Source organism: Bradyrhizobium sp. MI1.7 (assembly GCF_055811795.1).
In genome coordinates this window covers 68,688-94,213 of the sequence record NZ_JBVVPO010000003.1, presented here as the reverse complement: position 1 = coordinate 94,213, position 25,526 = coordinate 68,688, and the positions used below count along the sequence as shown (strand labels likewise).

General features: G+C 64.0%; 27 protein-coding genes. 10 read left to right on the top strand and 17 right to left on the bottom strand.

The genetic code is table 11. The features are described 5' to 3' along the window. The 3 genes from AC0L3X_RS04970 to AC0L3X_RS04960 form a co-directional block, all read right to left on the bottom strand. Nucleotides 1-2,103 carry a TonB-dependent siderophore receptor gene (locus AC0L3X_RS04970; RefSeq protein WP_354112885.1) on the bottom strand — a complete coding sequence of 701 codons (2,103 nt, stop codon included), beginning with the start codon at nucleotides 2,101-2,103 and terminating at the stop codon, nucleotides 1-3. 670 nt (nucleotides 2,104-2,773) lie between these two features. Then, nucleotides 2,774-4,627 carry a potassium transporter Kup gene (locus AC0L3X_RS04965; protein ID WP_063983165.1) on the bottom strand — a complete coding sequence of 618 codons (1,854 nt, stop codon included), beginning with the start codon at nucleotides 4,625-4,627 and terminating at the stop codon, nucleotides 2,774-2,776. Nucleotides 4,628-4,819: 192 nt separating this feature from the next. Further along, on the bottom strand, nucleotides 4,820-5,077 hold the full coding sequence (locus AC0L3X_RS04960) for a hypothetical protein (RefSeq protein ID WP_063983166.1): 258 nt from the start codon (nucleotides 5,075-5,077) through the stop codon (nucleotides 4,820-4,822). Nucleotides 5,078-5,326: 249 nt separating this feature from the next. Here AC0L3X_RS04960 and coaD point away from each other — a divergent pair, with 249 nt between their 5' ends. The 5 genes from coaD to queA all read left to right on the top strand — a co-directional run bounded on the left by coaD (nucleotide 5,327) and on the right by queA (nucleotide 8,535). Next, entirely contained in the window at nucleotides 5,327-5,824 is a 498-nt protein-coding gene (gene coaD / locus AC0L3X_RS04955) for a pantetheine-phosphate adenylyltransferase (RefSeq protein ID WP_063983167.1), read from the top strand. A gap of 37 nt (nucleotides 5,825-5,861) precedes the next feature. Further along, a complete protein-coding gene (locus AC0L3X_RS04950; RefSeq protein WP_063983168.1) occupies nucleotides 5,862-6,437 on the top strand; it encodes a peptidylprolyl isomerase in 576 nt (191 codons plus the stop codon). A 9-nt stretch (nucleotides 6,438-6,446) separates the two neighbouring features. Next, complete coding sequence (locus AC0L3X_RS04945) at nucleotides 6,447-6,857, top strand: hypothetical protein (protein WP_063983169.1); 411 nt, start codon at nucleotides 6,447-6,449, stop codon at nucleotides 6,855-6,857. After that, nucleotides 6,854-7,318, top strand: coding sequence for a peptidylprolyl isomerase (locus tag AC0L3X_RS04940; protein ID WP_071913717.1), 465 nt, complete (start codon nucleotides 6,854-6,856; stop codon nucleotides 7,316-7,318). Before AC0L3X_RS04945 ends, AC0L3X_RS04940 begins: the two co-directional genes overlap by 4 nt. A 143-nt stretch (nucleotides 7,319-7,461) precedes the next feature. Then, entirely contained in the window at nucleotides 7,462-8,535 is a 1,074-nt protein-coding gene (gene queA / locus AC0L3X_RS04935; protein WP_063983171.1) for a tRNA preQ1(34) S-adenosylmethionine ribosyltransferase-isomerase QueA, read from the top strand. A 114-nt stretch (nucleotides 8,536-8,649) separates the two neighbouring features. On the opposite strand, the gene AC0L3X_RS04930 is transcribed toward queA, so the two are convergent. The 4 genes from AC0L3X_RS04930 to AC0L3X_RS04915 form a co-directional block, all read right to left on the bottom strand. After that, nucleotides 8,650-9,687 carry an aspartate-semialdehyde dehydrogenase gene (locus AC0L3X_RS04930; protein ID WP_063983172.1) on the bottom strand — a complete coding sequence of 346 codons (1,038 nt, stop codon included), beginning with the start codon at nucleotides 9,685-9,687 and terminating at the stop codon, nucleotides 8,650-8,652. A 218-nt stretch (nucleotides 9,688-9,905) separates the two neighbouring features. Continuing rightward, nucleotides 9,906-10,508 (bottom strand): PepSY domain-containing protein, encoded by a 603-nt coding sequence (locus AC0L3X_RS04925; RefSeq protein ID WP_063986357.1) that lies wholly within the window; start codon nucleotides 10,506-10,508, stop codon nucleotides 9,906-9,908. Nucleotides 10,509-10,759: 251 nt separating this feature from the next. Next, nucleotides 10,760-11,506: a TetR/AcrR family transcriptional regulator gene (locus AC0L3X_RS04920; RefSeq protein WP_063983173.1), complete on the bottom strand. Its 747-nt coding sequence runs from the start codon at nucleotides 11,504-11,506 to the stop codon at nucleotides 10,760-10,762. Nucleotides 11,507-11,641: 135 nt separating this feature from the next. Continuing rightward, the gene (locus AC0L3X_RS04915; protein ID WP_063983174.1) at nucleotides 11,642-12,796 is read right to left on the bottom strand and encodes a patatin-like phospholipase family protein; all 1,155 of its coding nucleotides are present in this window, start codon (nucleotides 12,794-12,796) and stop codon (nucleotides 11,642-11,644) included. A 243-nt stretch (nucleotides 12,797-13,039) separates the two neighbouring features. On the opposite strand from AC0L3X_RS04915, the gene tgt reads away from it, so the two are divergent. Then, nucleotides 13,040-14,188: a tRNA guanosine(34) transglycosylase Tgt gene (gene tgt / locus AC0L3X_RS04910; RefSeq protein ID WP_354096444.1), complete on the top strand. Its 1,149-nt coding sequence runs from the start codon at nucleotides 13,040-13,042 to the stop codon at nucleotides 14,186-14,188. Here tgt and AC0L3X_RS04905 read toward each other — a convergent pair whose 3' ends face one another. Beyond that, nucleotides 14,189-14,407 (bottom strand): hypothetical protein, encoded by a 219-nt coding sequence (locus tag AC0L3X_RS04905; RefSeq protein WP_063983176.1) that lies wholly within the window; start codon nucleotides 14,405-14,407, stop codon nucleotides 14,189-14,191. It lies immediately after the preceding gene. A 223-nt stretch (nucleotides 14,408-14,630) separates the two neighbouring features. Between AC0L3X_RS04905 and cysK the strand changes: the two genes are divergently transcribed. Together cysK and AC0L3X_RS04895 are read left to right on the top strand one after the other, a co-directional pair. Continuing rightward, entirely contained in the window at nucleotides 14,631-15,608 is a 978-nt protein-coding gene (gene cysK / locus AC0L3X_RS04900; RefSeq protein WP_063983177.1) for a cysteine synthase A, read from the top strand. A gap of 3 nt (nucleotides 15,609-15,611) precedes the next feature. Next, on the top strand, nucleotides 15,612-15,851 hold the full coding sequence (locus tag AC0L3X_RS04895; protein ID WP_028152108.1) for a BrnA antitoxin family protein: 240 nt from the start codon (nucleotides 15,612-15,614) through the stop codon (nucleotides 15,849-15,851). Between the two features lie 41 nt (nucleotides 15,852-15,892). Here AC0L3X_RS04895 and AC0L3X_RS04890 read toward each other — a convergent pair whose 3' ends face one another. The 5 genes from AC0L3X_RS04890 to solA form a co-directional block, all read right to left on the bottom strand. After that, nucleotides 15,893-16,645, bottom strand: a complete 753-nt coding sequence (locus tag AC0L3X_RS04890; RefSeq protein ID WP_354096445.1) for an amino acid ABC transporter ATP-binding protein — start codon at nucleotides 16,643-16,645, stop codon at nucleotides 15,893-15,895. Nucleotides 16,646-16,656: 11 nt separating this feature from the next. After that, the gene (locus tag AC0L3X_RS04885) at nucleotides 16,657-17,499 is read right to left on the bottom strand and encodes an amino acid ABC transporter permease (protein ID WP_473316284.1); all 843 of its coding nucleotides are present in this window, start codon (nucleotides 17,497-17,499) and stop codon (nucleotides 16,657-16,659) included. Further along, nucleotides 17,496-18,239 carry an amino acid ABC transporter permease gene (locus tag AC0L3X_RS04880; protein WP_354096446.1) on the bottom strand — a complete coding sequence of 248 codons (744 nt, stop codon included), beginning with the start codon at nucleotides 18,237-18,239 and terminating at the stop codon, nucleotides 17,496-17,498. The genes AC0L3X_RS04885 and AC0L3X_RS04880 overlap by 4 nt, the downstream gene beginning before the upstream one ends. A gap of 98 nt (nucleotides 18,240-18,337) precedes the next feature. Further along, nucleotides 18,338-19,150, bottom strand: coding sequence for a transporter substrate-binding domain-containing protein (locus AC0L3X_RS04875; RefSeq protein ID WP_354096447.1), 813 nt, complete (start codon nucleotides 19,148-19,150; stop codon nucleotides 18,338-18,340). Between the two features lie 76 nt (nucleotides 19,151-19,226). Then, the gene (gene solA / locus AC0L3X_RS04870; RefSeq protein WP_354096448.1) at nucleotides 19,227-20,396 is read right to left on the bottom strand and encodes an N-methyl-L-tryptophan oxidase; all 1,170 of its coding nucleotides are present in this window, start codon (nucleotides 20,394-20,396) and stop codon (nucleotides 19,227-19,229) included. Between the two features lie 119 nt (nucleotides 20,397-20,515). Here solA and AC0L3X_RS04865 point away from each other — a divergent pair, with 119 nt between their 5' ends. Then, complete coding sequence (locus tag AC0L3X_RS04865) at nucleotides 20,516-21,481, top strand: LysR family transcriptional regulator (protein WP_343287528.1); 966 nt, start codon at nucleotides 20,516-20,518, stop codon at nucleotides 21,479-21,481. Nucleotides 21,482-21,548: 67 nt separating this feature from the next. Here the strand turns inward: AC0L3X_RS04865 and AC0L3X_RS04860 are convergent, their stop codons facing one another. Together AC0L3X_RS04860 and AC0L3X_RS04855 are read right to left on the bottom strand one after the other, a co-directional pair. Then, the gene (locus AC0L3X_RS04860; protein WP_354096449.1) at nucleotides 21,549-22,976 is read right to left on the bottom strand and encodes a caspase family protein; all 1,428 of its coding nucleotides are present in this window, start codon (nucleotides 22,974-22,976) and stop codon (nucleotides 21,549-21,551) included. Between the two features lie 204 nt (nucleotides 22,977-23,180). Beyond that, entirely contained in the window at nucleotides 23,181-24,056 is an 876-nt protein-coding gene (locus tag AC0L3X_RS04855) for a DMT family transporter (protein ID WP_354096450.1), read from the bottom strand. A 147-nt stretch (nucleotides 24,057-24,203) separates the two neighbouring features. On the opposite strand from AC0L3X_RS04855, the gene AC0L3X_RS04850 reads away from it, so the two are divergent. Continuing rightward, nucleotides 24,204-24,602 (top strand): RidA family protein, encoded by a 399-nt coding sequence (locus tag AC0L3X_RS04850; protein WP_354131544.1) that lies wholly within the window; start codon nucleotides 24,204-24,206, stop codon nucleotides 24,600-24,602. 59 nt (nucleotides 24,603-24,661) lie between these two features. Here AC0L3X_RS04850 and AC0L3X_RS04845 read toward each other — a convergent pair whose 3' ends face one another. Together AC0L3X_RS04845 and AC0L3X_RS04840 are read right to left on the bottom strand one after the other, a co-directional pair. Beyond that, entirely contained in the window at nucleotides 24,662-25,207 is a 546-nt protein-coding gene (locus tag AC0L3X_RS04845; RefSeq protein ID WP_071913735.1) for a hypothetical protein, read from the bottom strand. After that, nucleotides 25,152-25,496, bottom strand: coding sequence for a hypothetical protein (locus tag AC0L3X_RS04840; protein WP_014495138.1), 345 nt, complete (start codon nucleotides 25,494-25,496; stop codon nucleotides 25,152-25,154). Before AC0L3X_RS04840 ends, AC0L3X_RS04845 begins: the two co-directional genes overlap by 56 nt. Between the last annotated feature and the right edge of the window lie 30 nt (nucleotides 25,497-25,526).

Below are 25,526 nucleotides of genomic sequence, written 5' to 3'. Positions count from 1 at the left end.
TCACCACCGGTAGGTCAGCGTCGCCAGCACCGTGCGCCCCAGCGCCCAGCGGCAGCCGCCGGCCGTGCATAACGAGACATAGGTCTTGTCGAACACGTTGTTGACGTTCACCGCCGCACTGAGGCCCTTCCACTGCTGATACCGCATCCCGAAATCATAGGACAGCACCGCATCGAACACCGTGCTGGCCGGCACCGTGGCGGCGGGCAGGAAGACGCCCGGCACGATGGTCGGAACCGTCAGATTGTTGGCGTTGGTCGTGTACATGTCGTGGACGTAACGGACGCCGCCGCCGAAGCCGAAGCCGGTGGCGGGACCGCCCTGCACCAGATAGTTGGCCCAGAGCGAGGCGGTGTGCATCGGGACGTTGGCGAGCCGCTTGCCGAAATTCACGTCCTGGGGCGAGCTGATCCGGTTGTCGAGATAGGAGTACTGCCCGCGCAGGCTCAGGCCGGGCAGGGGGCTGCCGACGACGGATCCTTCGAACCCGCGCGAGCTGACCTCGCCAACCTGCGCCGTGGTGTTGGCGGGAATGCCGGGGCCGCTGATGACCGTTGCCACGTTCTGCTGCTTGAGATCGTAGACCGCGGCAGTGAACATCAGATTGGTCCCGACCGGCTGATACTTCACGCCGCCTTCATACTGCTCGCCGGTGGTCGGCTTGAACGGCTGGCCGTTCAGCAGCGTGCCGACCGAGGTCGGCTGGAACGAGGTCGAGTAGCTGACATAGGGCGCGATGCCGTTGTCGAAATTGTAGATCGCGCCGATGCGGCCGGTTGGCTTCTGGTCGTCGTTCAGGACGCGAACGCCGGTGTTCTGCGCCAGGGTATTACCCTCGGCCCAGTCGTAGCGGACTCCGCCGAGGACGGTGAGCCGGCCGAGCCTAGCCTCGTCCTGGACGTAGAGGCCGCGCTGCGACAGGTGCTGGTCGAGGTTCTGGAAGAGCGCCGTGGGGACGGCGATGTTCTGCGTGTAGTTCGGCGCCAGGATGTCGAGCGTGTTGGTGGCAGCGAAACGGGCGAGATTGTTGAAGTCGAACCGCTGGTAGTCGAGGCCGGCAAGCACCGTGTGCTGCAGCGGTCCCATGTTGAACTTGGCCTGGAGCTGGTTGTCGGCAGCGAATGTGTCGAGGTTCTCGTTGGTCGAGAAGTAGCTCCGGTTGATCGTGCGGCCGTCGACCAGCCGGAGCGTGCCGCCCGCGCCCGTCGTCGTGAACCCGCCGGGCTGCACCTCGACATAGCTGAGCTCATTGTGCAGGTAGCGTACGTTCTGGCGCACCGTGAAGACGTCGTCGAAACGATGCTCGAACTCGTAGCCGGCGGTTGCCTGCTTGTATTTGAGAGTCTCGTAGTTGAGATCGCCGGCAAAGAAATTGCGCGGGATCTGCCCGAACGTCCCCGGCACCAGCGTGCCCTGGATCGGCAAGAGCGCGAAGGCACCACCCTTCGGGTCCTGCCGGTAGCTCGTCAGGAAGGTGATGGTGGTGTCGATACTCGGACGCCACGTCCAGGCCGGCGCGATCGAAAATCTTTGCTCGCCGATATTGTCGACCTGGGTGTCGGCGTTGAGGCCGATACCGGTGACGCGGTAGAGCAGCGTCTTGTCCTTGTCGACGGGGCCGCCGACATCGAAGGCGCCCTGGATCCGGTTGAACGAGCCGGTTTGCAGGGAGACTTCTCCGAACGGATTTTCAGTCGGGCGCTTGCTGACGAGGTTGAGGATGCCGCCGGGCGATGCGGCGCCGTAGAGAATTGATGCCGGCCCGGTGATCACCTCGGCGCGCTCGAGCAAATAGGGATCGACCCGCGGCGCACCGAACGGTCCGCCCTGGAGCCGCAGCCCGTCCAGATATGTTTCGAGGCTGAAGCCGCGCGCGCTGACGTTCTGAAAGCGGAAATCGGTATCGTTGCTGAAATAGATTCCTGGCGCGTAGCGCAAGAGGTCGCGGATGCTCTGCGCCTGCCGCACATTCATTTCGTCGCGAGTGATGACGGCGATCGATGCCGGCGTCGACATGATCGATGAATCCGTCTTGGTCGCGCCAGAGGCGCGCGTTGCGACGAATCCGTTGGTCCCGGCATTGACGCGTGCTGCTGTTCCCACCAGCGCTTGGGGCTCCGGCTGTACTGTCGAACGGTTGGCCTGTTGAGCGGACCGCTGGCTTGCACTGCGCCGCGCCGATGCGTTGCGCCGGACCTGGACCGGACGTTGCGCGCGCTGAACGGGTGCGTCGACTGTCACCGGCGGCAACGCGGATGCACCGGATTGGCCAGTGTTCTGCGCGTTCACCGGCGTGACGGCCATCAGCAAGCAGCCGAGCGTGAGTGCGCTGGCTGTGCTCTTGAAAGTGTTCCTTAAAAAATAGTCCGCACGACCACGCAGGCCGTGTCCATCGCATTCCATGTCAGCGCCCCATCCGGCGATCGCCGCGCCGGCGGGATGATCCTTCTGACCTCACGCGACTTCGCACCCGCGCGCGTGTTAGATGGCGACATTGCGAGCGTCGAGTTGGACGAATTTTGAATCACTCGAAACGTCATAATTGGAGACATTCTTAGAACTTCTAAAAAAGCGAAGCTAACTGATCGACAAAACATTGGAATTTGTTGCTGCGTATGTCTGGTGATGGGCCAGACAAGATTGAGGTGCGCGCGAATGTCGCACACTCCCGGGTAAGCGGAGCGTGACGAGCTCTACCTGTCGGTGATCGGCATCTCATCGAGACGCGTGGTGCGAAGCCTGCCTTGCCCTGAACGGGCGATCCGCACGACGATCAGATCTCCAGCTCGGTGCCGAACTCCACCACCTGCCTCGTCGGCACGCCGAAGAACGCGGCGGAGCGTTCGGCGTTGCGCTGGAGGAAGGCGAACAGGCCTTCGCGCCAGACCCACATGCCCGGAATGTCCTCGCTCGGGATGATGGTCTCGCGGCCGACATAGTAGGTGATGTCGGAGAGGTCGATGCCGGGCAGCTTGCCCTGGCGGCAGGCGAGCGTCAGGCCGGCATAGATCGTCGGATTCTGCATGAAGCCGTAGTGCAGGACCACGCGGGTGATACCGGGGATGATCTCGATCACCTCGGCGCGGTCTTCATCGGTGATGTGCGGGGATTCCTCGATCAGCACGGTGACGAGGACGATGCGCTCATGCAGCACGTGGTTGTGCTTGACGAATTGCGTCAGCGCCAGCGGCACGCCGCGCGGCGCGGATGCCAGGAAGACGGCGGTCCCGGGCAGTCTGGCCCTGCACTTGTTGACCGCGGTCTCGATCAGGTCCTCCTCGGGCTGGCGCAGCTTCGCGCGCGCCGCCTCGACCAGCCTCACGCCGCTGCGCCAGGTCAGCATCATGAAGGCGACGAGGGCCGCGAGCAGCAGCGGAAACCAACCGCCCTCGAACAGCTTGATCGAATTGGCGGAGAAGAAGATCACGTCGATCACGAAGAAGAAGCCGTTGACGGCGACCACGATCCACGGCGAATAGCCCCACTGGATCGCGACCAGGGCCGCGAGCAGCGTGGTGATCGCCATCAGCAGCGACACCGCGATGCCGTAGGCGCCGGCGAGTGCTTCCGAGGTGCCGAAGCTCAGGACCGCGCCGAGCGTTGCGGCAGCGAGCAGCCAGTTCACCAGCGGCACGTAGATCTGGCCCATCGCGTGGCTCGTGGTGTGGCGGATCTGCATGCGCGGCAGGAAGCCGAGCTGGATCGATTGCTGGGTCAGCGAGAACACGCCGGAGATGATCGCCTGCGAGGCGATCACGGTCGCGAGCGCCGAGAAGGCGACCAGCGGATAGTGCAGGGCGTCCGGGCAGAGCTGAAAGAAGGGGTTCTCGATCATCGCGGGATCGGTGATCAGCAGCGCGGCCTGCCCAAAGTAGTTCAGCACCAGCGCGGGCAGGCAGATCGCGAACCAGGCAAGCCGGATCGGGAAGCGGCCGAAATGGCCCATATCGGCATACATCGCTTCACCGCCGGTCACCGCCAGGAAGGCGGCGCCGAGGATCGCGAAGGAGATGTGGAAGTCCTGGTGGATCAGGAAGTTGAAGGCATAGAGCGGGCTCAGTGCCGCGAGCACAGCCGGGGCCTTGACGATGCCGTGGACGCCGAGCGCGGCCAGCACGAAGAACCAGGCCAGCATCACCGGCCCGAAGATGCGGCCGATGAAGCCCGTGCCCTGCTTCTGGATCATGAACAGCCCGATCAGGATGGCGACGGTGATGGGCACGACGACCGGCGCGAGCGAGGGCGCATCGACCTTGAGGCCTTCGATGGCTGAGAGCACCGAGATCGCCGGGGTGATCGCGCCGTCGCCATAAAGGAGAGCAGCGCCGACGAGGCCGACCACCAGGAGATGCGCGCGCCAGGTGCCGGGCTGGGCGTGGCGGGCATGCAATAGCGCCAGCAGCGCGACGATGCCGCCTTCGCCGCGATTGTCCGCGCGCAGGATCAGAAGCGCATATTTCAGCGAGATGATCAGCAGCAGCGCCCAGAGGATCAGCGAGGCAACGCCCAGGACAGCTTCGGGAGTCACCGTAGCGCCATGGGCGGCCGCCTTGGCGGCTTCCTTCAGGGCGTAGAGGGGGCTGGTGCCGATATCGCCATAGACAACCCCGAGGGCGCCCATGGTCATGGCAATCGGCAGAGGGTCAGGGTGATGGCCGGAAACGACTGCGGGCGTACTGGACAAGGTCGACCCCCCGATGGGATCGCGCCCGCCGGGCCATTCCGACGGGCGCGAGCATCAGACAGTCTGCGACGGGACGTCGCAAATATCCATGGGATTCATCTCGGGGTTTATATGACGCGAAGCTGACAGCCCCGACTACGGGGTCCGGTCGGCGGTCACGAGGCGGGCCTCGCGGATATTGGCCTTGGTGCCGGCCTGCCGCAGGCAGGATGCCTCGAAGTTCGGCCAAGCCTGCTGCGAGCAGTCCCTGCCGACGGTGCGGATATCGAGGCGGTCGCTCTTGGCCAGCGGCTGCGGGACGCTTGCTTCGACGGACGGAGCGAAACCGGGAAGGACGGTGAGAGCGGCGGCAACAAACGCAGCAATAGCGATGGCCGAGATGGTCTTGATCATTGACGGTCCCCTGTGATGCGGCCGCTACGCCCAGTTGTGCGGCCCGTCATTCGTTGGGTGGATTAGTAACCATGGCCAGTTTCCGGACGTCTTCGCGGACGCCCGAAATGGTTTCGTTCGCACTTCGTTTTGTTTCATGGTCGTCCCGAGGACGAAACAATTCGGGGAATTCCGACTCGGCGCCGCCGAAAAACCGGCAGGGAACCCGTCTGGCTTGCCGGACCGGGCCGGGCGCGGTAGGACGGGGACATGCCGCGTATCGCCTTCTATCCGGGTTCCTTTGACCCCATCACCAACGGCCATCTGGACGTGGTCCGGAACAGTGTCCCCCTGTGCGATCGGCTCGTGGTCGCGATCGGGGTCCATCCCGGCAAGAAGCCGCTGTTCTCAATTGAGGAGCGGCTCAAGATGCTCCATGACGTCTGCGGGCCGGTCGCGGCCCAGGTCGGCTGCACGCTTGATGCCGTGACCTACGACGATCTTGCGGTCACTGCGGCGCGCCGGCACGGCGCGACTGTCATGATTCGGGGTCTGCGCGATGGCACCGACCTCGACTACGAGATGCAGCTCGCCGGGATGAACGGCGCCATGGCGCCCGACGTCCAAACCGTGTTCCTGCCGGCCTCTCCGGCCGTCCGCCCAATTACCGGCACGTTGGTGCGTCAGATCGCGGCCATGGGCGGAGATATCTCGACCTTCGTGCCGCCGCTCGTCGCCAACCTGCTCAAGGCCAAATTCGCCGGATAACGGCGCAGTTCTTCATCCTACCTGATCCGGAGTTCTCATGATCCGTCGTCTCGCAATTCTTGCCACGATCTTTGCCGCGCTCTTCAGCGCGGTCCCGGCGGTGGCGCAGCAATTGCCGGCCAATCTCGACAAGGCCAACGCCATCGTCATCGACACCACCAAGGGCCGCATCGTCATCAAGCTGCGGACCGACATTGCACCCCAGCATGCCGAGCGCATCAAGCAGCTCGCGCGCGAGGGCTATTACAACAACGTGCCGTTCCATCGCGTCATGGACGGCTTCATGGCCCAGACCGGCGACGGCGAGAAATTCAACGGCACCGGCGGCTCGAAATATCCGAACCTGAAACAGGAATTCTCCAAGGTTCATTTCGCCCGCGGCATCGTCGGGATGGCGCGGCGCGGCGACAGCGTCGACAGTGCCAACTCGCAGTTCTTCATCATGTTCGCGGACGGCGGCAGCCTCGACAACCAGTACACCGTGATCGGCGAGGTCGTGCAGGGCATGGACGTCGTCGACAAGCTGAAGAAGGCACCGCCCGGTTCGGCCGGCGGTGCCGTCACCGATCCCGACAAGATGGTGAAGGTCCAGGTCGCTTCCGACATCAAATAGGATGGGGCCATGGCGCGCTATGGCAATAGGCTTCTGCTGGCTGCCGCGCTGCTGCTTTCAGGCGTTTCCGGCGCGGCCGCCGGAGACGCAGAGGTCAACACCATCCAGGACATCTTCCAGCACTTGCGGACCTGCTGGAAGCCGCCGCCGCCCAGCAAGGCTCGCCCTATCGACATCACCGTCGTCGTGAGCTTTAACCGGGCCGGAAACATTTTGGGCCATCCGAGGATTACCTATGAATCCGCGGAGGCCTCCGACAATGACCGGCTGCAATACCGGGTCGCCGTGATGGAGGCGCTGCAACGCTGCACGCCGATGCCATTTACCGATGCAATGGCCGGCGCCGCCGCGGGACGTCCATTCGCGATCCAGTTCCGTAACCGGAAGACTTCACCCCCAACGCAAGAGAGACGAGCATGAGCGTCACCGAAAACACCCTGATCCTCGAGACCACGCAGGGCCCCGTTACCATCGAGATGCGGCCCGATCTCGCGCCCGGCCACGTCGCGCGCATCAAGGAACTGGTCCGCGAGGGCTTTTACGACGGCATCGTGTTCCACCGCGTGATCGAGGGCTTCATGGCGCAGACCGGCTGCCCGCAGGGCACCGGCACCGGCGGCTCCGGCAAGAAGCTGAAGGCCGAGTTCAACAAGGAACCGCATGTGCGCGGCACCACCTCGATGGCCCGCGCCGCCAGCCCCGATTCCGGCGACAGCCAGTTCTTCATCGTCTTCGACGACGCCCGCTTCCTCGACAATCAGTACACGGTGTGGGGCAAGGTCACCGAGGGCATGGAGAACGTCGACAAGATCAAGCGCGGCGAGCCCGTCCAGAACCCCGACAAGATCGTCAAGGCGCGGATGGCCGCGGACGCGGAGTAATCGCTCAACCCTCATCCTGAGGAGCGCGGAACGCGCGCCTCGAAGGATGAAGGCCCCGCTGTTGCAGCTCGGCCTTCATGGTTCGAGACGGCGCTACGCGCCTCCTCACCATGAGGGTCTGACTGCGTGGCGCTGAGCCCGACATGCGCACTGATCTCTTCGATTTCGATCTGCCCGCCGAGCGCATCGCGTTGCGCCCGGCGAGCCCGCGCGACTCCGCGAAGATGCTGGTCGTGGAAGGCGGCGCGCTGCGCGACCAGCTCATTTCCGAGCTGCCGCAATGGCTGAAGCCGGGCGACCAGCTCGTCGTCAACGACACCAAAGTGATCGCGGCGCAGCTCAAGGGCCGCCGCATCGGCCGCGAGACCGAGCCCAAGATCGAGGCGACGCTGATCAAGCGCCTCGACGGCTCGCGCTGGCAGGCGCTGGTGAAGCCGGCAAAAAAGCTCGTGGCAGGCGACCGCATCCGTTTCGGCAACGAAGGTAAGGTCTGCCTGCTCGGCCATCTCGACGCCGAGGTCGAGGCCAAGGGCACCGATGGTGAAGTGACACTGTCATTCTCGTTTCACGGCCCGGCGCTGGATCAGGCGATCGAAGATCTCGGCAGCCCGCCGCTGCCGCCCTATATCGCCTCGAAGCGCACGCCCGACGATCAGGACCTCGCGGACTACCAGACCATGTTCGCGGCGAATGAAGGCGCCGTCGCGGCGCCTACCGCCGGCCTGCATTTCACCCCGGCGCTGGAGCAGGCGCTGAGCGACCGCGGCGTCGGCATCAACCGCATCACGCTGCACGTCGGGGCAGGGACGTTCCTGCCGGTGAAGGTGGACGACACCGAAGGCCACAAGATGCATGCCGAGTGGGGCACGATCTCGGCCGAAACGGCGGAGCGGCTCAACACCGCACGGCAGAACGGCGGCCGCATCATCGCCGTCGGCACGACGTCACTGCGGCTGCTCGAAAGCGCGGCCGGCGAGGACGGCACCATCCAGCCGTTCGCGGCCGAGACGTCGATCTTCATCACCCCCGGCTATCGCTTCCGTGCCGTCGATATCCTGCTGACCAATTTCCATTTGCCGAAGTCGACGCTGTTCATGCTGGTGTCGGCGTTCTCCGGGCTCGAAGCGATGCAGAAGGCGTATGCGCACGCGATCGCGGAAGAATACCGGTTCTATTCGTACGGGGATGCGTGCTTGTTGTTTCGGGCGCGCGACTAATTTCGGCGCCGTAGGGTGGGCAAAGCGAAGCGTGCCCACCATCTTTCTTAAATGCGCGAGAGAAGTGGTGGGCACGGCGCTTGCGCGCCTTTGCCCACCCTACGACACCTTCCGTTACGCCATCACGCGCTGCGGCAAGAGCTCCGCGATCTGCACCGCGTTCAGCGCGGCGCCCTTGAGCAGTTGGTCGGCCGCCACGAACATCGAGATCGAATGCCCTGAGGGATCGCTGAGATCCTTGCGGATGCGGCCGACCAGGACGTCGTCCTGGCCCGAGGCGTCGATCGGCATCGGGAAGTAGTTCTTCACGCGGTCGTCGACGAGCTTCACGCCGGGCGCCTGCGCCATGATGGCACGGACCTGGTCCTCGCCGATCGGCTTCTCGCATTCGAAGGTGATGGCCTCGCAATGGGCGCGCAGCACCGGCACGCGGACGCAGGTGACGCCGATGGCGATCTTCTCGTCCTCGAAGATCTTGCGGGTTTCCTTGATGACCTTGGTCTCTTCGTCGTTGTAGCCGGTATCAGGGTCGACGGCGGTGTTGTGGTTGAAGAGATTGAAGGCGTAGGGGTGCGGCATCACCTTGGGCGTATAGACCTGCCCGTTGAGATTGGCGCGGGTGGACTCGACGAGCTCGTCCATCGCGGCGGCGCCGGCACCCGAGGCCGCCTGGTAGGTCGAGATGATGACGCGCTTGATGCGGTTCTTCTGGTGGATCGGCCAGAGCGGCACCAGCGCGGTGATGGCGGCGCAGTTCGGGTTGGCGATGATGCCCTTGTGGTCGCGGATGCGGTTCGCGTTGATCTCGGGGATCACCAGCGGCACGTTCGGGTCCATGCGGAAGGCGGAGGAGTTGTCGACCACGACGGCGCCGGCCTTGACCGCTACAGGCGCGAACTTCTTGGAGATGCTGCCGCCGGCGGAGAACAGCGCGATGTCGACGCCCTCGAAGGCGCGCTCGGTCAATTCCTCGATGACGACGTCCTGCCCGCGGAACGACACCGTCTTGCCGGCCGAGCGGGCGCTTGCGAGCGCCTTGAGCTTGCCGACGCGAAAGCCGCGCTTGTCCATGGTGGCGATGAATTCGGCGCCCACCGCACCGGTGACGCCGACAATCGCGACGACGGGATCGTTACTCACATTCTCCTCCATTGCATTGAGCTGAAGACAACAAAAAAGCCCCGGACCAGAGGTCGGAGCTTCGGTAGAGTGGATTGCGTTTAAGTCGACGACCTACGCGCGCACGCCTCCCCGGGCCCCGAAGGCCGTGGTGGTTTTAGTCGTGCGTTTGGTGGTCGTGAACATGGCGGCGACTTATGCGGGAGAGTTTCGCGCCCGTCAATGGCTTTTCGGCGGGATTGTGGCCGCCGCTATTTCGCCCGGGCGCCCGGCGGCTCCAGGATGACCTCCTTGAGGTTGTCGCCGCTGATGACGACGATCGCGAAATTCAGCCGGCCTCGTTCGCGCACCAGTCCGCCGCTGATCGCCTTGCCCGAGGCCGCACGTTCGGCGACGTGCACGGCATCCGCAAGGCGGTGCTTGATGGCACCGAGCGCCGCGAGGTTGCTGCGGTCGTCGAGATCGAGTTCGGCGAGGGGGAGGGCGGCTTCGCCGCCGACGAGCTCGCCGGTTGCGGCGTTGATGGTGTGGCGCCAGATGCGGTCGTTGTGCAGGGTCTTCACCCGGTAGACCGGCACGCCGGAGGCTCCGTCGAAACTCACATCCGCCGTCGTGGCACCGGCATGACGGGCTTCCGCAATCGCCATGGCCTGGCCGATCGAGATCGACGAGCTGCGGAATCGTTCGATTTCGCGGCTGACCGCTTGGCGGTCTGCTTCGGCATCACCATCTGTGTCGCCGTGAAGCGCGGTCGGCGTGCCCGCGGCCACGGTCGCCTGCGCCGGCGCGGCAAGGAGCAGCGCGGGCAAGGCGATCGCAAGTAATCGCGAGGTCAATCGTTTGGCTGTCGTCATGCTCGAAACCCTCGGCCAGCGAGTGTGCCGGATGATCGTAAAGAATTCGCGGCCGACCTTGGGCATCGGCCGGCCGCGGAGCGTCGCAGCGGGCTGGACCCGGCACGGCGATCTTCGGCGGTACGGACCCCTTTGGGGCTGGTGAAAAAGCGGTCCGTATCGCTTATAACTAAACCATACCGTATCGTTTTGTTTTGGTCAACGACGCGGGCGTAACCTCGAAGGGGAAACGTCGCAACCTCACGGAATTGTCAGCGGGACGGGCGCCGCCGCTGTGTGCCTTTTGCGGTGCTCTGGATGCGGTCTGCGGGTCCCAGCGCACCGGCGAGAAACAGCTTGATCGCCGCGCGCATGCGCTTCTCGGCGGCCTTCAATTCCAGCGCCGTGCCGAACGTCGCCAGGCGGTGGGTGTGACCGACGACGACGTCGAGGAACACCTCTGCCGCGATCGTGGTGTCGTCGACGTCGAGTGCGCCCTGCGCCACCAGACGGTCGAAGAAGCGGGCCGTGGTGGCGACGGCCTTCAGCCAGCCTTCCTCCTTGCCGAGCTTGGCGATGTCGGGGAAGTTGATGGCCTGTGACGTCATCATGCGGCTGAATGCGACGGCATCGGGCCCGCAGGTGAAGGTCAGCATCTCGCGCCCGATCTCGACCAGCCGCTGCTCGACCGAAATGTCCGAGGCGCTGGAGAGCTGGGTCTCGGCGGCTGCCGATAGCGGCGCAAGCCAGCGTGCGATTTCGCGCCTCAGCACGGCGGCAAACAGGCCGCGCTTGTCCCCGTAACGGGAATAGACGGTGGGTTTGCTGACCCGAGCGGCTTCCGCGACCGCGTCGAGCGAGGTCGCGTCGAAGCCGCGGTCAAGGAACAGGCGGGTGGCAACCTCGATTAGCCGCTGATCGCGCTCGATCGCAGCGGTTTTCGTCGGGCGGCCGCCGCGTGATTTCGGCAACTCGCGCCGTGGCGCTGCCGGTTTTGTCTTGGTCGCAGTCAATCCCATGCCCAATGATTCCTGCGCGCTTCTAGTCGTCGTCATTTGCTCTATATCGCGCGGGAGCGGGGGCGTCATCGCGAATCTGGCCGAATTGGCCATATCGTCAACGGTTTCGGCACGGTCTCGTTCCGTCACGAGAGATCACGGCAGCTTCGAAGTCCAGGCCTGGCCGGAGGCAGCCTTCTCGTATCCGTACTGATACAGCGCCCGCATATAGGCGGTGTCGAACCCTTCCGAAGGCGGCGCGGGGTAATCGCGCGCGATGTAGGAGAGGTGGAAGCCGAGATTGTTGCGCTTGGCGAAATCATAGGTCGAGAAGATGATCGAGCGCGTCTGCGACTGGGTGATCGACGACAGGCTGCGCGAGGCGACGTCGATGGTGCTGTTGGACACGAGCTCGAAATTGCGTTCGATCTTCTTGTTGACGAGGATGTAGATGTTCATCCGCGCGTTGCCGGGCAGGCGGTCCTGGGAGAGCAGGGCTTCCGGCAGCGTCAGCACCGGCGCCGTCACGCCGCCGTCGACATGCATCTCCTGAAATCTGCGGCCCTGGCCTTCGGCGTCGATCATGATAGGCGGAAACACCAGGGGAATGCTGGCGGAAGCCGCCATCACGTCGCGAAACAGTTTTAGCGCCTCGGGTGTTCCGACCGCTGCGATCTTGCCCATGTCCCAGATGGCGGTCCGCTGGGTGTCGAGATCGGTGGTCACCACCAGCAGCTTTCGGCCCTTGGCGTTTTCACGCGCGACCTGCGCCATGATCTCCGGACCGACATAGCGGGCGACGAGCTCGCGCAGCCGCGTGTTGCCGAACAGGCCGGATCCGAACAGCACACGCATGATGCTGGGATCGTTCAGGAGGCTCTCCGCGATGCCGCTGGTGTAGACCTCCCTGAGCGTGTCGTCATATTGCGAGCCGAGGAACGCAAAGGGTGCGATCAGGCCGCCGGTGCTCACGCCCGAGACGACCGAGAAGGTGGGACGGGTTCTGGCAGCGGTCCAACCGCTCAGCACGCCGACGCCATAGGCGCCATCGGCGCCGCCGCCGGAGAGCGCCAGATAGGACTTCGTCGCGGTGCTGGTGTCCTTCTCGAAGCTGAATTTCGTGACGGGCTCGTCGGCGTAGCGGCGCAGGCCGTCGATATCGAGCACGCGCGACGTGCTGGCCTCGGCGGCCGTATAGGGCGTGCGGGGCAGGGAGGTGCAGGCGCCGAGTGCCAGGCTGCACGCCAGAACCAGGAATCCGGTCAGGCGGGCGCCTGTCTGTCTGATCCAGCCGCGCGAGGGGCCGGACATTTCGGTCGAACATGAAGCGGAGGGCATTGTCGGTGGCTGGCGATCACGCAAATACTGCCGCCGGCAAAATTCACCGCGGCATCTCGTCCAGCCCCGCGCAAAAACTACACTGTATCGTTTTGTTTGGCAAGCGCGCCGGGCGATCAAGTCGGCGTCAAATGTGTCCCGGTCTGAGCCACAAGTCGGCTCTGGTGTGGTCCGAGCGGGTTGATCAGCCTCTTCCGACACGCAATAAGCACGACCATGAATCTTCCCGACACAGGTCTACCCAATCATTTCGAGCTGCTCGCCACCGATGGCGCCGCGCGCGCCGGGCGCCTGACCACGCCGCATGGCGTGGTGCGGACGCCGGCCTTCATGCCGGTCGGAACCGCCGGCGCCATGAAGGGCATGCACTGGCGTGAGGTGCGCGAGGCCGGCGCCGACATCGTGCTCGGCAACACCTATCATCTGATGCTGCGTCCCGGCGCCGAGCGGATCTCGGCGCTCGGCGGCCTGCAGCGGTTCACCGGCTGGAACGGGCCGATGCTGACGGATTCCGGCGGATTCCAGGTGATGTCGCTGTCGGACCTGCGCAAGGTCACCGAGAACGCCGTCACATTCCGTTCGCATATCGACGGCGCCAAGGTCGAACTGTCACCGGAGCGCTCGATCGAGGTGCAGCGCTTCCTAGGCTCCGACATTGCCATGCAGATGGACGAATGCGTGCGGCTGCCGGCCGAGCGGGACGACATCGAACGGGCGATGCGGCTGTCGCTGCGCTGGGCCGAGCGAAGCAAGCGCGCCTTCGAGAGTGCGCCGGACGGCTACATGCTGTTCGGTATCGTGCAGGGCGGCGACGTGCCGCAGCTTCGTCACGCCAGCGCCGAAGGCCTCGTTGCAATCGGTTTCCACGGCTATGCGATCGGCGGTCTTGCCGTCGGCGAGCCACAGGCGGTCATGCTGGCGATGATCGACGAGACCGCACCGATGCTGCCGAGAGAGCGGCCGCGTTACCTGATGGGCGTCGGCACGCCGGACGACATCCTCGAAGCGGTCAAGCGCGGCATCGACATGTTCGATTGCGTGATGCCGACGCGCAATGGCCGCCATGGCGTTGCCTTCACGCGCTTCGGCCAGGTCAATTTGCGCAACGCGCGCCACGCCGACGATCCGCGTCCGCTCGACGCAGAGAGTTCCTGGCCGTCGGCGTGCAACTACGCGCGCGCCTACCTGCATCATCTCGTCAAGGCGGGCGAGACGCTGGGAGCCATGCTGCTCTCCGAGATCAATATCGCCTACTACCAGTTCCTGATGCAGGGCATCAGGGACGCGATCGCACACGGGACGTTCGACGAGTTCTACCAGCGTACGCGCCAGGACTGGGCGAGGGGCGACATCGCCCCGCGCTAGTCAGTTGCAGACGATCCGCTGCTTGACGGCGTGCTTGGTCACGAAGCCGTAGCCGCAATTGTCGCAGGTCCAGAGATAGCTGATCATATGGTCAGAGATGTAGGCGGATGCTTCGGCGGCGACCATCGAGTCGGCGCAGACGGCGCAGGTCGGCAACTCGCTGCAACGCGGGGCGCGGTGATGTGCGACGGTCGACAACACTTCAGCGATTGCTGACATCGTGGTGACCTCTCTGCTTTGAGACCTAAGTCTAACATAGACCGAATCAGTTGACGAGGTCGCAACACAAATGCGTTGGTTTTCTGATAATTACAACTCACGCGATTTTGCGATGCAGCGTATTTAACATGTGCCGCATTGTCGCTTGCGTGTCGTCCCAAGCTGTCCGTTACTGCGCAAGAGACGCTGCAGAAACAGAAATTGTCGTCACAGGGAGTTCATCATGGACGCATCGTCCAACACGGGTGCAGCGCACCAGCCCGGCCGCGGCCGGATCTACTCTTCGATCGTCGAGGCCTTTGGCGACACGCCGATCGTGCGCTTGCAGCGGCTGCCGGGCATGCACGGCGTCAACGCGACGATTTTGGCAAAACTTGAATATTTCAATCCCGCCGCGAGCGTGAAGGATCGCATCGGCGCGGCCATGATCATCGCGATGGAGAAGGCCGGCATCGTCAAGCCCGACACCGTGCTGATCGAGCCGACCTCGGGCAACACCGGCATCGCGCTCGCCTTCGTCGCGGCCTCGCGCGGTTACCGGCTCAAGCTGGTGATGCCGGAATCGATGTCGATCGAGCGGCGCAAGATGCTGGCCTTTCTCGGCGCCGAGCTGGTGCTGACGCCGGCGGCACAGGGCATGAAGGGCGCGATCGCAACCGCCGAGGAGCTCCTGAAGACGACGCCGAATTCGGTCATGCCGCAGCAGTTCAAGAACCTCGCCAATCCCGAGGTGCACCGTCGCACCACCGCCGAGGAGATCTGGAACGACACCGGCGGCAACGTCGATTTCTTCGTCGCCGGCGTCGGTACCGGCGGCACCATCACCGGCGTCGGCCAGATGCTCAAGCCGCGCAAGCCGTCCCTGCGGGTCGTGGCGGTCGAGCCGGAGGAAAGCCCGGTGCTCTCAGGCGGCCAGCACACGCCGCACAAGATCCAGGGCATCGGCGCCGGCTTCGTGCCCGACATCCTCGACCGCTCGGTGATTGACGAGATCGTGAAGATCAACTCGACGACCGCGATCGAGACCACCCGGGCGCTGGCGCGGCATGAGGGCATTCCCGGCGGCATCTCCTCGGGCGCGGCGATCGCGGCGGCGCTCCAGATCGGCAAGCGGCCGGAAGCTGCGGGAAAAACCATTCTGGCTATAGTGCCGTCCTTCTCCGAGCGGTATCTTTCGACGGCTCTGTTTGAGGGAATCTAGGACATGACGGATCAACCGAGGCGGCCGCGCACGCTTGGCGATGCGCGGTCGGAGGCCGAGGCGGCGTTCAAGAAGGTGACCGCCAAGGTCGCCGTGGCGCCACCGAAGCCGAACGTGGCGCCGGGAATCAAGGAGCAGGTCACGCTGCGCATCGACCAGGACGTGCTGGAGTTCTTCCAGCAGGGCGGTCCGGGCTGGCAGGACCGCATCAACGAGGCGCTGCGCAAGGCGGCGGGGAAGTAGCGCCTCCTGCAGGGGCGCCGAAGGGCGGCGCTCGGGCAAACTCAGAGGACCTGCGATAGAAACCGCTGCGTTCGCTCGTCCTTGGCCGCCGTAAACAAGGCCTCCGGCGGCCCGTGCTCGACGATCACACCGCGATCGGTGAAGTAGACGTGATCGGCGACCTCTCGCGCGAAGTTCATTTCATGGGTGACGAGGAGGCATGTCATGCCATCCTCGGCAAGCTCCCGGATGGTGACCAGGACCTCCTTGACCGTTTCCGGATCGAGGGCGGCCGTGACTTCGTCGAAAAGCATGATGTCCGGCCGCATCGCCAGCGAGCGGGCGATGGCCACGCGCTGCTGCTGTCCGCCGGAGAGCTCGCCGGGATAGGTATCCTCCTTCCCCGCGAGCCGAACCTTGGCAAGCAGCGCCCGGGCGCGCGCTTCGACCTCGGCACGTTTCTGGCCGAGAACATGGATCGGCGCCATCATCACGTTCTGGAGCGCCGTCTTGTGCGGGAAGAGATTGTACTGCTGGAAGACCATCCCGACCTTGCGGCGCAGCGCCAGCTTGTCGAGCCTGGGATCGGACACCTCGATGCCTTCGATCTGAATGCTGCCGGACGAGATCGGCTGAAGGGCATTGATGCAGCGGATCAGCGTGGATTTCCCTGATCCGGACGGGCCGATGATACAGATCACCTCGCTCTTCCTGACCGACAGGCTGATGCCTTTCAGAACCTCGAGAGCTCCGAACGACTTTCTGACGTCGACGCATTGGACGATGGGCTGATCCGGAGTCCAGCTCGTGGCCATGCTCTGCTTCCTCAGCGTATGCGGAACCGACGCTCGAGACGAGCGGTCCAGAGGTTGATCGGATAACAGTAGAGAAAGAAACACAGCAGCGCGAAACCGTAGAGCGGCGCGAACAGCTCCGGCCTGCCGCCTTCGGCGGCATGCACCTGCGCCGTCAGCGTGAGCATCTCCGAAACACCGACGATCGATGCCAGCACCGTCGACATCGCGACCAGCGCATAGACGTTCATCCAGGGCGGCAGCATGCGCTTGATGCATTGTGGCAGCATGATCAGCCACATCGTCTGGCGCCGTGTGAACGAGAGCGATTCCGCCGCCTCCCATTGCGTCGACGGAATGGAGCGGACGGCACCGCGCACGACCTCGGCGACATTCGCCATGACAGGCAATGCGAAGCCGACCGTTGCCTTGATCCAGTCCGGCAAGGGGATGGTCGTCTTGAAGAGGGTGACCTGGAAGGGCACCAGAAACATGACGAAGAACAGCAGCACCAGCCAGGGCGCGTTGCGGAAGAATTGAGTCAGGAGCCAGCTGACGGCGGCGAGCGGTCGAAACTCCGACAACAACCCCAGACCCAGGCCAAGCCCGGCGACGGTCCCCAGCAGCATGGCGAGCAGGGAGATCAGGATGTTGAAGGCGAACCCGCGCAGCAGCAGCGGCGACCACTTCACGATGACTTGCAGCGGGGACAGCACCGCCGGACCGGTCTGCGCCCACGCGGTGGACGCGGCCATGATGGCACAGAAACAGAGGATCGCGGCGGCCAGCGGGCCGATCCGAATGGACATCCGGGTCGGCACGGGACGATACGGCAGAAGGACGGCAAGCCTGTGCTCGGGCTGGGCGCCTTTCATCGGGCATATCCCGGGATGCGCATCGCCCGCTCCCAGCGATGCATCAGCCAGACGAGGACGCCGACAAGGATGCCGTAGGTCGCCAGCAATACGACCATCATTTCGAAGACGTTCTGCGATTCCGACCAGATCTGCTTGACCGCGTACAGCGTCTCGGGAACGGCGATCGCGTAGGCGAGGGTGGTCGTCTTGAGCAGGTTGACGAGGTTGTTGTTCAGTGCGGGAAGGCAGACGCGAATGGCCAGCGGAAGGACGATATGGACGTAAGCCTTGAGGCGCGTGTATCCGAGCGCCTCCGCGGCTTCCAGCGTCGTCCCCGGCACCGCCTCGATGCCGGAGCGGAAGATTTCGACGTTGAAGGCGCCCGCGAACAGCGACAGCGAAATGATGGCCCATTGGACGTTGCTCAGCAGCGGAACGCGCATGCCCGCCGCCTCGACGGCCGGGAGCATGGTGCCGAGGCCGAAATAGAAAAAGAAGATCTGGACCAGCGGCGGCGTGTTGCGGAACACCACCACGAAAGCATTGACGGGCAACCGCAACAGCATCGACGGACTGCCCTGCAGCAAGGCGCCCACCGCGCCGATGATCAGGCTCAGCAGGATGGTCGTGACACTCAGAAGCAACGTCATCTTGAGCCCGCCGAAATAGCGGTCCCAATCGTAGGCATCGTAGAATACGGAGAAATTCAGCCCCGTCGTTTCGTAGAGCCGTTGAAACCAGTCGCCGATTTCGTGCATTTTGCGCGACACCAAACTGTTGAGGCGATGCCTCGTATCAGTGCATTGGCTCGACCTGTTCGGAGCGCAAGACGGATCTGGCGCTCCGCTCTGCGCGTCTATTTGTCCTTGTATTGCTCGTGCATGAGCAGCGAATACTCTGTCGGCGTAATGCCCCACTTCTTTTCCGCTGCCACGATGAAGCCGGTCCTCATCCAGTCCTTTGTCGTATCTTCGAGCAGCTTCTGAAGGCTGGCGTTATCGAGCGCGACAGCGATCATCCATGGCGATGGCAAAATACCTTTCAGGGGCAAGTCGTAGTCCGCCTTCCACTCGTCCTCGAGCAGCTTGCCTTGCAGGAAGGTCTGATCGTAGACATAGCCGATGCAGTTGCCCTGCTTCATGGCGAACAGAGGCTTCTCCGAGCCGTCAAACGCAACGATTTCGGGGCCGTAGGATTTGGCAACGTCCTTGTTGTACCAGGCCCCCGACGTTGCACAGACGGGTTTTCCCCTGAGCTCGGCCCAGTCCTTGATGCCGGACTTCTTGTTGAGAAGGATGTTCACATAGTCCGAATAGTACAACGGTTCGATGGCTTGAACCACGCGACGGCGTTCCGGCCTGTCCGACATGGTCGCGATCAGCAGGTCGACCTTTCCCTGCTGAAGAAATTCGATTCTGTTGGAGGCCGCGACCGGAACGAGTTCGAGTTTGACGCCGAGGCGCTTGGCAATGTCTGCGGCGAGATCCGGCTCGATGCCGACCACGTTTCCCGTGGGATCGCGGAAACCGAAGGGCTTGTAGTCAGCCTTGACGCCGACATTCAACGTGCCGCGCTGCTTGATGGCATCGACGCCATCGGCGGCTTGAGCGCTGCCAAGCATCAGCAGCGCCGCGATGCCTGTCATCATGGAACGGACAATGTCTCTCATCGGATGACGCCTCCAGGATTGTGATCACGACGCGCGTTGAGCGCGCTTGTTCAAGATACAAGGCTCGTGCCAAACGTCACGAAAAACGGGAGATGGAGAATGGGCTGAGGTCGATCGCGCTTCGACCGTCGGTCACCATCCCGGCGACGACGTTGCCGATACCTGCCGAGTGCTTGAAGCCGTGGCCCGAGCACGCCGAGACGACACAAATCCGGTCCTGGTCGGGATGGCGGTCGATGATGAAGCCCCGATCGGGCGTCACCGTGTAGATGCAGGCAGCCGCCTGCGCGACGCGCGGCGTGGCGCCGGCGAGCCGCCCCGCGACGTGCTTCCGGTACATTTCAGCCGATTCCGCGAGATCGACGGTGCGGTCGATGGCGTCGGCCGTCGTGTTGGTCTCATACTGCTCGGTCGCGACCTTGAGACGATGATCGCCAGGCAGCGGCGGGAAGCCGTAGAGGTAGTCGATATCCGTCGCGCCGTGCATCCAGATGAACACAGGGGCGTCGGCGCGATACGCGCTGGTATCGTCGAGCTCGTACCAATGCAGCACCTGCCGCTTCACCGTAAGCACGCGGTCAAACGGCGCGCCGAGCAGGTGGGCATTCCAGCCGCCTGCCGACACCACCACCTGGTTCGCCTCGAATGTGCCCGAGGACGTTTCCACCCGAACGGCGGAGCCGCGCTGCGCGATCGAGAGAACCTCGACTCCCGTGCGTATCGTTGCGCCGAGTTGCTCCGCGCGCGTCAGCTGCGCCTTGATGCAGCGCTCCGGAAAAACGTACCCTCCGCCGGGTTCGTAATAGGCCTTCTCGTTGCCCTGGAGATTCAGGAACTGAGGGAAGCGATGAGCCACCTCTCGCCCGTCGATCACTTCATGCGCGATGCCGAAGTCACGCGCCGCTCCAATCGAGCGCGCGACGAAATCCGGCTTGCCGTGGTGTGACGTCTCGCCGACACCGGGCGCCATGACGACGAGGCCGCATGGGTTCAGCAGCTCGGCAGACGTCTCGGCCTCGAGCTCGCGCCAGATCCGGTGCGTATCCAGCACCAGGGGCACGTAATCGCGGCCTTCGCCGACCGCCTGCCGGGTGATGCGGGTTTCGCCGTGGCTGGATCCCATCGTGTGGGGCGGGGCAAAGCGATCGAGGCCGACCGCCTTTACCCCTCGCTTGGCCAGTTGATAGAGGGCCGCGCTGCCCATGGCACCGAGGCCGATCACCAGAATATCCGCTTGCTCGCTCATGGATCGGGACTGCTTAATTGTTAGGACGATCCGAAGTCTGCTTTCGGATGCGGCTCTCCTACAAGGATAATTCATATAATGAAGGCAATTTGCATGTTAATATGACTTCTGCTTAAGTTATGGATATGACGCCACCTGTTCCAGACTTGCGAAGCTTGCAGATTGTCGCTGCCGTCGCGGAGTCCGGCAGCATGCTTCAGGCGTCCCGTCAGTTCGGGATGACGCAATCAGCGGTTTCTCAGGCTGTGCGGCGGGCCGAGGCCTCGATCGGCGTCGCGTTCTTCAACCGTAGCCGGAGGCCGCTTACACTGACGCGGGCGGGCCGCATCCTTGCTGGCCGTGTTCGCGATTTGAATCGCGACTTTGACACGTTACTCAGCGCACTCCGGGACGCAGCGAAACTGCCTGAGCGTGTCGATCTGAGGCTCGGCCTCATCGACTCCTATGCCGCCACGGTCGGCGCACACCTCGTCAAGGAGCTTATGACGGGCGAGGTCGCACTGAGTCTGTCCGTTTGGTCGGGCCTTGCTCACTCGCATGCCGAGGCGCTGGTCCACCGAACGATCGACGCGGCGATCACATGCGATGCGATGGATGACCTGTATGATATCGAGCGCTTCCCGTTTTACCGCGAGCCAAATCTGCTGGTGGTGCCGCGCGGATTGGAAGCCGAATTTGCTGACCTTGATTTGCGGGAGATCCTGACCCGGCATCGCCTGGTCCGGTACAGCGAACGCTCCTATGCAGGCGCTCAGGTCGAGCGCCACCTGAGCCGTTTGGGCATTCGCCCACCGCGGGCCTTTGAGTTTGACACCTCGGACAGCCTGGTCGCCATGGTCGCCACCGGGATGGGCGTGGCGATCACCACGCCGCTGTGTCTGTTGCAGGGGCTCGCTCACGCTGGTCAAGTCAGCGCTCTCCCTCTGCCGGGCCCCGGATTTTTTCGTGAGCTGCTTCTGGTGACCCGCCGTGGCGATCTCTCGTCACTGGCGCCGCGCATCGCGGAGATGGCTCGGACGAGCATTACGATGCAGGCGATGCCGCGGATCCGGACGCTCGTGCCTTGGTTCACCCAAGACTACTAGCCATTGCCACCACGAAAAAGGCCCGGCTCTCGCCGGGCCTTTTTGCGTTTTGGAGCCGGGTCTCGCCTCAGCGGCGGAACATGCCGCCCATCATGCCGCCGACGACACCGCCGACGAAGGCCGCGCCGGCATCGCCGCCGCCGCTGTTGCGATGCTGAACCGGTGCGCCGCTCTGGGCCTGGGCCGGGGCAGCACGCCGTGCCGGCTTCGCGCTGTCGTCGCTCGCGGTGGCCGGCGCGGCCGCCACGATCTCGGACAGCAGGGCCTTGTGCTGGAGCTTGTTGAGGTAGCCGGTCGACGGATAACCGCGGGCGGCCTGCCAGCGCTTCAGCACCGAGCGGGTCTCGTCGGTGAAGGCACCGGTCACCTTGGTGTCGAAGCCGAGCCCGGTCAGGCGGCGCTGCACGTCGCGGCGCTGGCCCTTGTCGAGGCCGATCTGGTCCTCGGTGAGCTGGGTGGAGTCATCGGTGAAGGTGGCGGGATCGATCCCGGAGTTCAGATTGCGGGTCGCCGTGGACGGGCCGCTCTTGATCGCCGCAAGCCGCGCCAGCGCCAGCGCCTTGAACTGGCCGTTCGGATAGGCCGAAAGATAGGCGTTGAGCTCTTCCGGCTTGTTGGATTCCTTGACCGAGCGCCAGTACTCGAGCTCGACTCCGTCGGAGCTGCTCGCTGCCGCCGGCGCGATTCCGGAAGCGGTCGGGGCTGCGTTGGCAACCTGCGTCTGCTGCGACGGGTTGAGATAGACCGCGCCGATCAGGTTGGTGTGGCCCCAGGGAAGCTGGCCCTTACGGGTCTCTTCGTTGACCTGGGCGCGCACCGACGTCATCGCCTGCTGGATCTCGACGCCGGGCTTGGTGATGTTGTCGATCAGTGCGCGGGTGAACGGGCTGTTGTTGCCCTCCTGGCCGTCGAGCGCGGTCTGGCCCGGGCCGGTGGCGAACGCGATCAGCGTGCCTTCGCCCGACTTCATCTCGGCAAGACCACTCTGCACGTTGACGCTGCGCGTTGCCGAGTTCGACTTGATCTTGGCGGCGAACGGATTGTCGCGGCAGGCGTCGAGGAAGACGAGCTTGACCTTGGCGTCGCCCATGGTCTGCTCGAGCGTCAGGTCGATGTTGATGGCTGCGCCGAGCTTGACGTCCATCTCCGACTTGATGTCGGCGTCGACAGGCAGGAGATAGTTGCTGCCGCTGACCGCGATGCCGTGGCCGGCGTAATAGAACACTGCGACATCGGAGCCTTGCGCCTTGCGGCCGAAGTCCAGGAGCTTCTCCGTCATCTGGTCGCGGGTGAGGTTGGATCCTTCGATCACCTCGAAGCCGACATTGCGCAGGGTCGCCGCCATCGCCTTGGCGTCGATCGGCGGGTTCGGCAATTGTGCGACGTTCTTGTAGGAGCCGTTGCCGACGACGAAAGCGACACGGCGGTCGGCCTTCGCGGCACTGACCGACAGTGCCATGCACATCAGCGAAACGAGCAGGGTGAGAGTGCGCATCTGAAATCCCCAACAGAATCGAATTGCAGGCAGCAACAAATTGGCAACGAACCTACACGAAGTGCCCGACTTCGCGCCACCAAAACGGCAGTACGTCGTATTCAACCCGCTGCTGTGTGGCCGAATGTGCACGATGGAATGACCCTCCAACGTGATCCAGATCACACGGCCACTTCGGTTTTGTCGCGCGAGACAGCGCGAGGTTCACTGCGCGCGGGCGGGAACTGGGGCGGTCGGCTTCAGGTTCAGGAGATTGCCGCACAGGATCAGCGTCGCGCCGAGCACGGTCCAGGCATCGAGCCGCTCCGAATACAGCAGCCAGCCGACAGTCGCGGTGAGCGGCACCCGCAAGAAGTCCATCGGCACCACGATGGTTGCATCCGCGTAGCGGAGCGCGCTGGCGAGGCAATAGTGCGAGAATGTGCCGCAGACCCCGATGACGAAGAGCCATCCCCAGAGAGTGGTTGACGGCCAGGTCCAGACATAGAGCGTCGGCAGCAGGCCCACGACCATCTGCACGACGATCATCCAGAACAGGATCGACAATGCGCTCTCGGTCCGGGTCAGCGATTTCGCCAAGATCATGGAAATGCTGAAGCCGATCGCGGCCCCCAGTGCGATCAACTGGCCCGGATTGATCTCGCCGGTGGCGGGCCGCACGATCATGACGACGCCGACGATGCCGAGCGCGATGGCGGCGATCTTCCACACGGTCATGCGCTCGGACAGAAACGTCGCGGCCAGCAGCGCAGTCCAGATCGGCATGGTGAATTCGATCGCGACGACCTGGCCGATCCCGATCAGCGTCAGTGCGTAGAACCAGCCGAGCTGCGCGAAATAATGGACCCCGTTGCGCGCGAGGTGCTGGGGCAGGCGTTTGGTCGCGACCGCCTTGAAGCCGCCGGCCCGGTAGATGATCGGCAGCAGCAGCGTGAACCCGATTACCGAGCGCACTTCCATAATCTCAAAAACGTTCAGCTCGCGCGTGGTCTCACGGCCGGCAACCGCCATGACCAGCATGAGCGCCAGCCAGCCGGCCATCCACAGTGCAGCCATCGTTTTGGACGGTGTCGCGGTCATCGTTGCTGGTGCGGGCGATCGAGCCTGAGGGGAGGGCCGGTATCGGCGACATCGCCGGCGTTTGCAACGGCCAAAACTGCGGATGCAGCGATGCAGGGCGGCGTGCTAAGGCATCACTGAACAACAAGAAAAGGGAGATCTTCGCTCATGCAAATCTTGCAGCCGGTTGAATGGAAGAAACCGCGGGGCTTTTCTCACGGTGTGGTGGCCGAAGGGCCGGGCCGCTGGGTGGTGCTGGCCGGACAGACCGGCGGCGACGAGACCGGCAATTACGCGCCTGACATGGCGGCGCAGGTCGCAACCGCGCTGAAGCGGATCATCAAGCTGCTGGGCGAGGCCGGAGCCGGCCCGGAGCACATCGTCCGCCTGACCTGGTACCTGACCAGCCGCAGCGAATATGAATCGGCCGGGGCCGGCATCGGCGCGGCCTGGAAGGAAACGCTGGGGCGCAATTTTCCGCCCTCGACGCTGCTCTACATCGGCGGTCTCGTGGACGAGCGCGCCAAGGTCGAAATCGAGGTCACGGCGTTCGTGCCGAACGTATAAAACGGATAAAAAAAGCCCCGGCGGAATCGCCGGGGCTTTTGGCTTGAACGCGGTCCGCCTTAGCGCGACAGCGAGATGTTGGCGCCGCGGAACTGGCTGTCCGCGCGCATCGTGACGCTCTGCTTGTTGCCGGACGTCTTCAGCGAGATGTTGGCGTTGAAGCCGGCGGTCGAGGCGACCAGCTCGTAGTTTCCGCCGGCACCGCGGCCCTGGAGCGAGCCGGAGATGTTGCGGCTGGCCTCGGACCAGCTGCCGCCAATAGTGCCGCCTTCAGCCCTGACGTTGGCGCCGAGATTGAACTTGTAGGCGTCGCTGGCGCAGGTCAGCGACATCTCCATCGTCGGTCCGATCGGGGCGTATCTGGCCCGGCAGCGGATCCGCTCGGTCGAGCCGTCATCGAGCGTGACGGTGCCGGCACCGCTCCAGCTCCCCGCCAGCGGGGCGAACGGGCCGGACTGGGCCTGGCTCTCAGAGTTGGCGATCCCCGCCGCAAACAAAACGGCGGCCGCGATCAGCAGCCGCCGGCTCACGACGCTGATCCCGAATTTCTTACTGGCGCGATGCTTCCCACCGCCCACTGCACGGTATGCCTGCAGATGCTCCATTCCACTTCCCCGATCCGGCGTTGCCGCTGAGTTGACCGTTGGCATATGCACCATTGATCGAAACTTTCACAAGTCCCCCGCTGCCGATGGTGCCGGAAACGTTAGCGCCGGGCGCGGTGATCTTGCCGTCGGCAACCGTCAGCATGGAGCTCGCGGTCGGCTCGCAGGTGCCGCTCTTGGTGACGATGGTGACGTGCCAGTTGCCGTCATAGGGGGTCTGGGCGAAAGCGGGAGCGGCGAGAGTGATAACTGAAGCGGCACAGAATGCCGTAATGCGACCAAAACGCATGAATTCCGTCCTTGAATCTGTCTGATATGC